The organism is Brevibacillus sp. HB1.1 (genome assembly GCF_013332445.1).
Lineage (GTDB): Bacteria > Bacillota > Bacilli > Brevibacillales > Brevibacillaceae > Brevibacillus > Brevibacillus porteri.
In genome coordinates this window covers 594,515-605,720 of sequence record NZ_JABMIV010000002.1, presented here as the reverse complement: position 1 = coordinate 605,720, position 11,206 = coordinate 594,515, and the positions used below count along the sequence as shown (strand labels likewise).

10 protein-coding genes are annotated in these 11,206 nt (G+C 47.6%); all 10 read left to right on the top strand.

All coding sequences use genetic code 11. The features are described 5' to 3' along the window. The first annotated feature begins 45 nt into the window (after window positions 1–45). Window positions 46–1,335, top strand: a complete 1,290-nt coding sequence (gene asnS / locus HPY27_RS07665; RefSeq protein WP_007723123.1) for an asparagine--tRNA ligase — start codon at window positions 46–48, stop codon at window positions 1,333–1,335. Between the two features lie 122 nt (window positions 1,336–1,457). Further along, window positions 1,458–2,141, top strand: a complete 684-nt coding sequence (locus HPY27_RS07660) for a DnaD domain-containing protein (RefSeq protein WP_069845302.1) — start codon at window positions 1,458–1,460, stop codon at window positions 2,139–2,141. Between the two features lie 105 nt (window positions 2,142–2,246). Then, the gene (locus HPY27_RS07655) at window positions 2,247–2,669 is read left to right on the top strand and encodes a hypothetical protein (protein ID WP_069845301.1); all 423 of its coding nucleotides are present in this window, start codon (window positions 2,247–2,249) and stop codon (window positions 2,667–2,669) included. Next, entirely contained in the window at window positions 2,650–3,822 is a 1,173-nt protein-coding gene (locus tag HPY27_RS07650) for a glycosyltransferase family 4 protein (protein ID WP_173621620.1), read from the top strand. The genes HPY27_RS07655 and HPY27_RS07650 overlap by 20 nt, the downstream gene beginning before the upstream one ends. 122 nt (window positions 3,823–3,944) lie before the next feature. Then, on the top strand, window positions 3,945–4,991 hold the full coding sequence (locus HPY27_RS07645) for a glucose-1-phosphate thymidylyltransferase (protein WP_017248159.1): 1,047 nt from the start codon (window positions 3,945–3,947) through the stop codon (window positions 4,989–4,991). After that, window positions 4,988–5,791: a glycosyltransferase family 2 protein gene (locus HPY27_RS07640; RefSeq protein ID WP_017248160.1), complete on the top strand. Its 804-nt coding sequence runs from the start codon at window positions 4,988–4,990 to the stop codon at window positions 5,789–5,791. The genes HPY27_RS07645 and HPY27_RS07640 overlap by 4 nt, the downstream gene beginning before the upstream one ends. Further along, window positions 5,788–6,738, top strand: coding sequence for an NAD-dependent epimerase/dehydratase family protein (locus tag HPY27_RS07635; RefSeq protein WP_174224727.1), 951 nt, complete (start codon window positions 5,788–5,790; stop codon window positions 6,736–6,738). Before HPY27_RS07640 ends, HPY27_RS07635 begins: the two co-directional genes overlap by 4 nt. A 26-nt stretch (window positions 6,739–6,764) precedes the next feature. Beyond that, window positions 6,765–7,838, top strand: coding sequence for a glycosyltransferase (locus tag HPY27_RS07630; protein ID WP_017248162.1), 1,074 nt, complete (start codon window positions 6,765–6,767; stop codon window positions 7,836–7,838). 12 nt (window positions 7,839–7,850) lie between these two features. Beyond that, the gene (locus HPY27_RS07625; protein WP_174224726.1) at window positions 7,851–9,137 is read left to right on the top strand and encodes a UDP-glucose dehydrogenase family protein; all 1,287 of its coding nucleotides are present in this window, start codon (window positions 7,851–7,853) and stop codon (window positions 9,135–9,137) included. Between the two features lie 97 nt (window positions 9,138–9,234). Continuing rightward, window positions 9,235–11,094: an oligoendopeptidase F gene (gene pepF, locus HPY27_RS07620; protein ID WP_106835958.1), complete on the top strand. Its 1,860-nt coding sequence runs from the start codon at window positions 9,235–9,237 to the stop codon at window positions 11,092–11,094. The last annotated feature ends 112 nt before the right edge of the window (window positions 11,095–11,206 follow it).

Here is an 11,206-nt window from a genome sequence, read left to right as displayed (position 1 = left end):
CTTAGTCTGTATTTGCGTGGCATGGTAAATGGAGGGAATCATTCAATGTTGACGACGATTGCCCGAATCGGGCAGCATGTTGGACAAGAAGTACGCCTGGGATGCTGGTTATACAACAAACGCAGCAGCGGCAAGATTCAATTTTTGCAGCTCCGCGACGGCTCCGGCTTCATCCAAGGTGTAGTAGTAAAAGCGGAAGTAGCGGAAGAAGTGTGGGAGAATGCATCGCAGCTCACACAAGAAAGCTCACTTTACATAACCGGTGTAGTTCGTGCGGATGACCGCGCACCAAGCGGTTACGAACTGACAGTAACAGGTGTGGAAATTATTCAGATCGCCCAGGAGTATCCGATTTCCTTGAAGGAACACGGTGTTGACTTCCTCATGGACCATCGCCACCTGTGGCTGCGTTCTCCACGTCAGCGTGCAGTCATGGCTGTGCGTTCCGAGGTGATTCGCGCCATGTATGAGTTCTTCCACGAGAACGGTTTCGTAAAAGTAGATCCACCGATTTTGACACCGACCTCTGCGGAAGGTACCACCAATCTGTTCCATACCAAATATTTTGAGGAAGATGCGTATCTCTCGCAGTCCGGCCAGCTTTATATGGAAGCAGTTGCTATGGCGTTAGGCCGCGTTTACTCTTTCGGTCCAACTTTCCGTGCCGAGAAATCCAAGACACGTCGTCACTTGATCGAGTTCTGGATGATCGAGCCGGAGATGGCTTTCGTGGATCATGAAGAAAATCTGCGTATTCAGGAAGCGTTTGTTTCTCATGTGGTACAATCCGTATTGAAAAACTGTGAGCGCGAACTGAAAACGTTGGAGCGCGATACCACAAAACTGCAAAATGTAACAGGGTCGTTCCCACGCATCTCTTATGATGATGCGATCAAACTGTTGCAGGAAAAAGGTAGCGAGATCAAATGGGGAGACGACTTTGGGGCACCGGATGAGACGATGATTGCGGACCACTTCGACAAGCCTGTTTTCATCACTCATTATCCTACCGAAATCAAAGCTTTCTACATGAAGCCACACCCTGAACGTCCGGAAGTGGTTCTGTGCGCGGACATGATCGCACCAGAAGGCTACGGCGAAATCATCGGGGGTAGCCAGCGGATTGATGATCCAGAACTCTTGGAGAAACGTTTTGCTGAGCATGAGCTTTCGGAAGAGGCATATCGCTGGTATTTGGATCTGCGCAAATACGGTACAGTTCCTCACTCGGGCTTCGGTTTGGGTCTGGAGCGTACGATTGCATGGATTTGCGGTCTGGATCATGTGCGTGAAACGATCCCATTCCCACGCATGCTGAATCGTCTCTACCCATAGAGAGTTCCTTTATCACTGAATGATCTACACCCTGTTGCGCGAGGGCAGCAGGGTGTTCCTATTGTTTGACAGCGCGTTTTACGCACTCCCTTGTTATTCCAACCCAGAGGTGAATATGCGTTATGGACTCCCATATATTGCAATTGTTGCAAGAAGGAGCAACATCGGTCTCCAACCTTCTTTTGAAAATGTATAAGCGTATGTCATTGACTGATGACGAGATGATGCTACTGATTCATCTGTTATCCTTTCAGCAGGAAGGGAATCGATTCCCGACCTTAACCGAGCTGGAGGAACGCATGTCCATGACGAGCAGGAAATTGATTCAATCTCTACAAAAGCTATTAAAAGAAGATTGGATTACGATAGATGAGTTTATCGATCCTCAGACTGGCATGCGTCATGAGCAATACAATTTGACCCCTTTGTACAAAAAGCTGTACCAGACCTGGCGGGAGCAGCAAGCAGACCCGAGAAGCATGGAGCCCTTTATGGAAGTGGCCGTTTCTCTGGATGCCGAACCTGTTGCCATTTACGCTCGTTTTGAACAGGCATTTGGTCGCCCGTTAGCGCCATTTGAATTGGAGAACATCCACATGTGGACCGAACAGGACGGCTATCAGGAAGAATTGATATTGACCGCTTTGCGTGAGGCTGCAACCGTGGGCAAACTCCACATCCGCTATATTGACAGGATCTTGCTCGAATGGCAAAAGCAGCAGATTACAACCGTAGAACAAGCACGTCTTTACAGCTTGAACTTCCGTAGACAAGCAAATATGAGAGACCACGGGCAACCGCTTTGATTTCATCCAAATCAAGCGGTTTTTTCTATGTCACCGTACACGTACCCATTTTCCTTGTCTGTCATAACATATTACGTAGATGCAAGCTTCAGGAGGCGATGACTTGTGGAAAAACGAAAAAAATGGGATCTGTCTCATTGGGTAACGCCAGGTGTGTTTTCAGGAAGTTATGTCGTAGATGAGGCAGTTCAACGTATTTCAATCGTAAAAGCCAATGAAAAACAGGAAGAGGAAGTAACGGAAAACGTTCAAGAGTTGGTTGTGAAAACAACAGTAGAGCAGCCGAAGGAACTGGTCTTGGAGCCTACCTTCGAAATTATTATGAGAGAGACCGACGAGGTAGTCGTGGAACAGGTTCACAAGCTTGAACAAGAAGTGATGGAGCTGAAAGAGGCTCTGGCTTCGTGGGAAGAAAGATGGGAGAAGCTTGAAGGGAACCATACTAAACAATTGCAGTACCTGTATCAAGTAGTTCTTTCACTGAAAAAGGAGTGGGAGATCGAGCGAAATGAACATCGCAATTATTAGTCCGGGTCCCTTTTCTGTACCACCGGTCAAAGGAAGCTCGGTCGAACACGATATTGACGAGGTTACAAAGATGATCGAGCCCATGCATAACGTGAAGATCTACACGCGTCAATGTGCGACCTATCCAACCTCATCCGTGGAAGAAAACCGGCAGTTTATTCGCGTCCCGTATAAAGGGCCAAAGCCTTATTTGCGCCGGATTATTAACCATATCAAAAAAAACAAGCCAGATGTCATCCTCGTGGAAAACAGACCGATCTATGTTCTCACATTAAAACGCCATTTTCCCAAGATCCCGGTCTTTGTGAATATGCACTCTCACGTGTATGGGTCACAGCCTATCATCAGCAAGGAAAATATGCGGCGTGCCGTTCGACTGGCAACAGGTTTTATTACGAACAGTGAATTTTTACGTCAACATTTTATTCGGACTTGCAAGATTCCTGCCAATAAAATTCATGCGGTTCACCTCGGAGTCGATGTCACTCCTTATCAGGTTGCAAAGATAGCGGTCAAAAAAATGCGCCAAGAACTCGGATTGAAGCCAGATGATCGCGTCTTGTTTTATGCCGGCAGACTCATGCGCGGAAAAGGGGTGCATGTGCTGATCAAAGCCTTTCGCCAGGTGAGCAAACAAGACCCGAAAGCCAAACTCGTCATTGTGGGCGGTACGGGATACGGCAGTAATCGCCTGAACCCGTATGTTCGAGAGCTCAAGCGACTTGCGAAGCCTTTGGGTAAGAAGGTACGTTTCGTCAATTTCGTACCATCCGCAAAAATGCCGCTTTACTATCAAATTGGGGATGTCGTGGCGACACCATCCGTTTGGAAAGAAGCGTTTTGCCGTGTCAATTTAGAGGCAATGGCTTCCGGAAAGCCCGTCATTTCCACTCCACGTGGTGGTATTCGTGAAGTCGTTGCCCACGAGAAAAGTGGCTTTATCATTCCGCCAAAAGATTGGGAAAAAGGATTGCCTGCTGTCTGGGAACTGTTGTGGAGTTCACCTGCTGTCCGGAATGAAATGGGCAAACAGGCCCTGCAACGAGCCAAGTTTTTTTCTTGGTACGCGACAGCGCAAGGCTATCTGAACGTGTTTGAAACAGTTGTTCCAACGCGAAGTGAAGAGAAACAACCGCTTTTAAAAACTGGTTAATTCGAACGGAAAGGATGTAGGTGGTTGCCTTTTCTTGCGCCAATGTGGACGTCTGCCCTGTCCAGCTATCCAGATACGCATACCTTATAAGTATCGCAGAGCACAACTGGGGAGTGATACTTGTGAAAGGGTTAATCTTGTGTGCTGGACGTGGGTCGCGACTGCACCCCTTTTCCTATTCGCAACCGAAAACCCTCCTCCCTGTGGCCAATCACCCGGTCTTACACTATTGCATTCGCAAACTGCGTGAAGTGGGCATTCAGGACATTGGCATCGTGATACATCCTTCTCAATCACAGATTCCTCCCATGGTGGGCGATGGTAGTCAATTCGGGGCTACCATTACGTTTATCAGGCAGGAGGTACGACTGGGAATTGCCCATGCTGTCCAGCTAGCGCAACCGTTTTTACAAGACGAACCGTTTATCTTGCTACTAGGTGATAATTTATTGATGGATTCGCTTCACGGACTTACAAAAGCGTTTACGCAGGGAAAATCTGACGGTGTCGTGATGCTAAGTAAAGTGGAGAGACCACAGGATTATGGGATCGCAGAAGTACAAAAAGGACGACTAATCTCTGTAGAGGAAAAGCCACGTCAGCCAAAGAGCAACCTGGCAGTGATTGGCGCATACCTGTTTACGCCACCTATTTTTGAGTCGATTGCTACCCTGCAGCCATCTCCCCGAGGCGAACTAGAAATAACGGATGCGATTCAATCGATGATTAATCGCGGATTCAAGTTGGCTCACTCCGTCACCAACGGAAAGTATTCGGATGTGGGAACCATTGATCGCTGGCTGGAGGCCAACCAGTGGATGCTTACGAGGGAGCTAGGCAATCAACATCAAATTGGCAAAGGAACCATAGTGAAAAATTCGAAGATTACGGGTCCGGTACTAATCGGTGATGATTGTGTGATTGAAAATTGCCAAATCGGACCGTACGTCTCGATCCAAAATGGCGTAAGCTTGAGAAATTGCTCGTATATCGAAAATAGTATCTTGCTGGAAAACAGCTCGCTGCAAGAAATCGCTTGGAAAATAACAAACAGCGTTTTCGGCCGCTCATCGATGTTGACGGGTCAATCTTCTAACAGTACAGGAGTCTTCATTGTAAGCGACAAATCGTCCATTTGCATTCCGGCTTTCAAGAGGGAGGACGTATGAATCCGACCTTTACTGTAGTTATTCCGACATACAATCGAGCCAAGTTTATTCGCAAAGCCATCAACAGCGTCTTGAATCAAACCTCAAAAGATTGGAAGCTGTTGATCATTGACGATGCGTCCACCGATCACACCAGAAGTAAAATTGAAAAATATATGTACCACCCAAACATTATGTATCATCGAATGGAACAAAATTCTGGAATCGGCAAAGTCATGAATCAGGCATTGTCCATGGTGGATACCCCTTATCTCGTACAACTCGACTCCGATGACTGGTTACCGAAACGAACGCTGTCAGTGCTCAAAAAGTACATTCACAAAAGCAAGAAAAGCACAGCTCTCTTCTATGGCAACATGAACATCTGGAAAGTTAGGAGCGGAAAGTATACCAAAACGATTAAGGTGAAGCATAAGACATTTCATAACAAATACCAGTTTCTGAAGTACAATCGCTGGATGGTTTCTCCACGTTGCTATCGCGTAGAAGCCCTGCACAAAGTGGGTGGTTGGGATACCTCGGATCGATACGAGGGAAGGATTATGGAGGACCGGCGAATCATTTTGCGATTAATTGAAAAGTATCGGGTGAGATACATCAACCAGATCCTGTACAACCGGACGAAGCATAAAGGTCAGCTCACAGACAGCAAAATGAAGTTCCGCCGTAATTATTTGCGAAAAAAAACATTCAAATTTTATCTGAACAGGTGGGGTAAGAAGTACAAGGCCATCTATGGTTACAAGGAAGGTTATTTAGTCATTAAAAGGCTGAAGAAAGTGAGGCGTCGGAGGCGATGAAGAAAGCTCTTGTCACCGGCTGTGCAGGTTTTATTGGGTCTCATTTGACACAGCGCTTGTTGAACGATGGCGTGACAGTCATCGGGATAGACGGGTTTATCGATAACTACGATGTTGCTGCGAAACTGCGTAATCTGGCCGAAATAGGAAAACATCCTGCCTTCACCTTCCACTCTACAACGCTTCAGACTGGGCGCTGGGACGTTTGGCTTGAGAACGTCGATGCTGTTTTCCATCTCGCTGCCTTGCCGGGCGTGAGAAACAGTTGGGGAAAGTCTTTTGCTGATTATGTTAGCCATAATATTTTGGCTACACAAGAATTGCTGGAGGCTTGCTTGCACAGACCGAAGCCACCTGTCATCGTGGTTTCGTCCTCTTCCTCGGTTTACGGGACGATGCAAGGGACAGTAACCAATGAAAATGCGCCTCTTCGCCCAGTTTCCCCATATGGTGTGACCAAGGAAGCGATGGAGCAAATCTGCTCCGTTTATGTAAAAGCTTATGGACTCCCGGTTACCATGCTGCGCTACTTTACGGTATACGGTCCCAGACAACGTCCCGATATGGCTTTTCATCGTTTCTTTCGTCAAATGATGAAAGGCGAGCAGGTCGTCATCTATGGGGATGGCCAGCAATCACGAGACTTTACGTATGTGACAGACGCGGTAGAGGCGAATCTGCTCGCTGCACAGCATGCTGTTCCCGGTGACATTTTTAATGTGGGTGGCGATCGGGAAATCAAGCTCATCGATGTGTTATCCATCATGGGTACGTTAATGAATCTGACCCCTCGCATTACGTATCAAAATGGGCCGGCAGGTGACTCCTTACGAACCTGTGCGGATATCCAATTTGCCCAACAACGCTTGGGATACAAGCCAAAAGTGACGCTAGAAGAGGGCCTTAGCCATCAATTAGCAGAGATTCGTTCGCAATCGAAGGGGTAATACCCGTCATCAAGGAGGCCAGTTGCATGCATCGGGTCCTCGTTTATCGCAGAAAGTTTCTTCCCAAGAGTGAAACGTTCATTTACGAGCAATTGCTTGGACATCAAGTGGTCAAACCCGTGGTGTTAACCCGACAGCGAGCCTTTAACCGAAAACAATTTCCTTATTCGCCGGTCTATGTGCGCAAGCATATGGCCGGCCTCTCCACTTGGCTGCGACGAAAAAAATTTAAGTGCCTGCATGCCCGTTTTGGTCCTGCTGGATTAGAATTACTTCCTCATGCACAAAAAAGCAAGCTCCCTCTGATCACTTCCTTTCACGGTTTTGATGCCACCAAGCGCGTCAAAGAAAATCCATTGTACAGAAGGTCCCTCACGCGTCTCTTTCGAAAGGGCCATGCGTTTACAGTCGTGAGCAATCACATGAGAAAGAGATTGATTCATCTGGGCTGTCCCCCATCCAAAATTACCCTTATCCGCTCAGGAATTGATTTACGCAAATTTCCCATGCTGCCGCCACAGCCTGTGGAAAATGGGGAGTACCGATTGCTAAGCGTAGGGAGACTGACTGAAAAAAAGGGTATGGATACGTTAATCAAGGCGTTTACCCACGTGCAAAAAAAACATCCCAAGGCGAAGCTAATCATCGTAGGCGATGGAGAAGAAAAAAAGAAGCTCAAACGACTGATCAAGAAAAACAGGTTAGGCACACAAGTCGTGCTCAAAGGAGCTCTGCCACATCGTGAAGTCCAGCGTGAACTGGCTAAGTGCCATTTGTTCATCATCGCATGTAAGACAGCGAGAAATGGCAACCAAGAGGGGATTCCTAATGTCATCATGGAAGCGATGGCTAGCGGACGCCCTGTCATTTCCACCTATCACGCGGGGATTCCGGAGCTGGTCGAAAACAAAGTGACCGGATATCTGGTTCCGGAGAAATCACCGACTGCACTCGGGAAAATGATAAATCGTGTACTAACAGATAGCCACGAGTGGGCACAGGTCACGACGGAGGCTCGACTGAAAGTAGAAAAAAACCACGATATCCATAAGCAACGGATGAGGCTAGAAGAGCTCTATTTACGTGTGTCGAAAAAATGATGAGGTGAAGGAATGAAAGTTGCAGTTATTGGGACCGGCTACGTAGGTTTGACGACTGCTGTCTCCCTTGCCATAAACGGTCATCAGGTGATCGGTATTGACCTCGTTGCGTCCAAAGTAGAAAAATTGCGGCAAGGGATCTCGCCGATTTACGAGCCAGGCTTAGAAGAGGCATTGAAAAAAGTATTGGATGATGGCGCGCTAGCTTTTTATACGGATCTGACAGAGGCGAAGGACGCAGAGATTTTTTTCATTTGTGTGGGGACACCTGAAGCAGCAGACGGCACAGCCGATTTAACGTATGTACTTGGGTCTGTTTCTGACATGGAAAAGGTCCATTCGCTCGCGCCGAAAGAACGCATCGTGGTAATCAAGAGTACCGTACCAGTCGGAACTGGCGAAAAAGTAGCGGGGATGCTGGCTGGCTGTCAAGGTGTATCTGTTGCATCCAACCCGGAGTTTTTACGGGAAGGGAGTGCATTATTGGACGCATTGGAGCCTTCGCGAATCGTCATTGGTGTAGATAGTCCTCAGGCAGCGGCTCGCATGGAGGAGCTGTACAATGGCGTGAAGGCACCGCGAGTAATTACCACCAGAGCAAACGCGGAGCTGATCAAATACGCTTCGAATGCATTTTTGGCAACCCGAATCTCCTTCATGAATGAGCTAGCACGGTTGAGTACCGCGCTCGGGACGGATATTGTGACGATTGCGCGAGGTATGGGACTGGACAGCCGAATCGGTCCCCAATTTTTACGGGCAGGAGTAGGCTATGGCGGTTCCTGTTTTCCGAAGGATACGATTGCGTTATTGCAGCTCGCAGCAGAGCACAATATTCACTTAAGCATTTTGGATAAAGTGCGAGAGGTGAATGCTACACAACCTGGCTGGTTTTTGGAGCAGTTATGCTTGCAACTCCCTGATCTGAAAGGCAAACAAATTGCCGTTTTGGGGTTGACGTTTAAACCGGATACGGATGACATCCGCGAAGCGCCTTCGCTCAAATTGATAGAATCACTTCTGCAAAAAGGCGCTTCCGTGAAGGCGTTCGATCCGATTGGAGCACCTGGTGTCAGCAAGCAGTTTCCACAGATCACGTACACGCAATCCGCGGCAGAAGCATGCGAGGGAGCACACGCGGCTCTTTTGGTCACAGAATGGGAACAGTGTGTCCAACTGGATTGGAAACAGGTTCATCAAAGCATGGTGCAGCCGCTCTTGGTAGACGGACGAAATGCTTGGCCGAACCAGGAGGTAAAGGAAGCAGGCTTTCACTATATTGGAGTAGGGAGAAGCTGACTTTTCCATCACGGGAAAGCTCGGCTTTTTTTCTGTGGAAAACGTGAAAGCGCCTGATTGATTTGAACCTGTAGGCATAATGCGATAGGATACACATATGGATGATTTGACCATTTCATCTTACATGAATAACGAGGGAGTGATCACGGTGAATAAAAGCAAAACACTGCCGAAACGCAGTGACGTCCCCGCTGAATACAAATGGCGTCTTGAGGACATGTATCCCACTGATAATGATTGGGAAGCGGACGTACAAAAAGTAAAACAGCTCACAGAAAAAATCGCAGCAATGAAAGGCTCTCTAGCTACTTCCGGTAAACAGTTGCTGGCCGTGTTGACTCTGCAAGATGAATTATTGAAGACGCTTGATCAAGTGTACGTCTATGCACGTATGCGTCGAGACGAAGACAATGCGAACAGCAAGTATCAAGGGCTGACTGACAGGGCGACCAGCCTCAGCACGCAAGTATATGGTTCCATTTCGTACATACAGCCAGAGATTTTGGCGATTTCCACGGAAGACTTGCAAACGTGGATCAAAGAAGTAGAAGGTCTTGAGCACTACCGCATTTTGTTGGAAGAGATAACTCGCTTCAAGCCACATACGCTGTCCGCCGAGGAAGAAGCATTGCTGGCAAATATGAGCGAACTTGTGTCTTCTCCTTCCAAAATTTTTGGGATGCTCAACAACGCTGACATGAAATTTCCGATGATCACGGATGAAAATGGCGAAGAAGTCGAGCTGACCAAGGGACGCTATACGCAGTTCATGGAAAGCAAAGATCGACGCGTGCGCAAAGAAGCATTCGAGGCGTTGTACAGCACGTATGGCAAGTTCCGCAATACAATCGCAGCTTCGTTGACATCTGCCATCAAAGGGGATGTTTTCTACGCACGAACGAGAAAATATCCGTCTGCCCTGTACGCAGCCTTGTTTGCCGATAATGTGGAGCTCCCTGTTTACGATAACCTGATTGCAACGATCCATGAGCATCTTCCGCTCATGCACAGATACATTGCTTTGCGCAAAAAATTATTGGGCGTAGATGAATTGCACATGTACGATTTGTACGTGCCAATCGTACCTGAGACGGACATGAAAATCCCGTATGATCAGGCTGTCTCAACGATTAAAGAAGCCCTTCATCCTCTGGGTGAGGAGTACGGTCGCATTTTGGAAGAAGGTTTTTCCAACGGTTGGATCGATGTGCATGAAAACGAAGGGAAGACAAGCGGAGCCTATTCATGGGGCGCCTTTACGTCACATCCATTTGTGCTCATGAACTACCATGACAATGTCAACAACATGTTTACGTTGGCGCATGAGATGGGGCATGCCTTGCATAGCTACTATTCCAATCACGCACAGCCTTACACGTATGCCGATTACAAGATTTTCGTAGCAGAAGTGGCTTCCACATTGAACGAAGCACTTCTGATGAATCATTTGCTCGAGACGACGACTGACAAGAAACAGCGCATGTACTTGATTAATCATTACCTGGAGCAGTTCCGTGGAACGGTATTCCGTCAAACCATGTTTGCTGAGTTTGAGAAAATTGTGCACGCAAAAGAAGAGCAGGGAGAGCCGCTGACAGCGGAATCTCTCAGTACCATTTATCGTGAGCTCAATGTTGCCTATCACGGCCCGGATATGGTCGTAGACAGCGAGGTAGATTTGGAATGGGCGCGGATTCCTCATTTCTATCGAGGCTTCTATGTGTATAAGTACGCGACTGGCTTCTCTGCCGCGACGTCTCTTTCCAAGCAGATATTGGAGGAAGGCCAGCCAGCCGTGGATCGTTATTTGCAGTTCCTCAAGGGCGGTAGCTCAGATTATCCGCTCAATCTGCTTAAGGGCGCAGGCGTAGACATGACGTCGCCAACACCGATTGCAGAAGCATTAAGTGTATTCAAGGAATTGCTCGAAGAACTGGAACAACTGATCGAACAATAACAGGGATCAAATCCAAAAGGCAGTTCAAGTCTATGACTTGGCTGCTTTTTTTGTAAATTTTTCTATAAAATCGTCCAATAAAAGGTAACTTTCCCAGTTTTCTTGCGTATTT

Coding starts and splice junctions, on each gene's coding strand:
- asnS (WP_007723123.1), top strand. CDS start 46: ATGTTGACGACGATTGCCCGAATCGGGCAGCATGTTGGACAAGAAGTA.
- HPY27_RS07660 (WP_069845302.1), top strand. CDS start 1,458: ATGGACTCCCATATATTGCAATTGTTGCAAGAAGGAGCAACATCGGTC.
- HPY27_RS07650 (WP_173621620.1), top strand. CDS start 2,650: ATGAACATCGCAATTATTAGTCCGGGTCCCTTTTCTGTACCACCGGTC.
- HPY27_RS07640 (WP_017248160.1), top strand. CDS start 4,988: ATGAATCCGACCTTTACTGTAGTTATTCCGACATACAATCGAGCCAAG.
- HPY27_RS07635 (WP_174224727.1), top strand. CDS start 5,788: ATGAAGAAAGCTCTTGTCACCGGCTGTGCAGGTTTTATTGGGTCTCAT.
- HPY27_RS07630 (WP_017248162.1), top strand. CDS start 6,765: ATGCATCGGGTCCTCGTTTATCGCAGAAAGTTTCTTCCCAAGAGTGAA.
- HPY27_RS07625 (WP_174224726.1), top strand. CDS start 7,851: ATGAAAGTTGCAGTTATTGGGACCGGCTACGTAGGTTTGACGACTGCT.
- pepF (WP_106835958.1), top strand. CDS start 9,235: ATGGATGATTTGACCATTTCATCTTACATGAATAACGAGGGAGTGATC.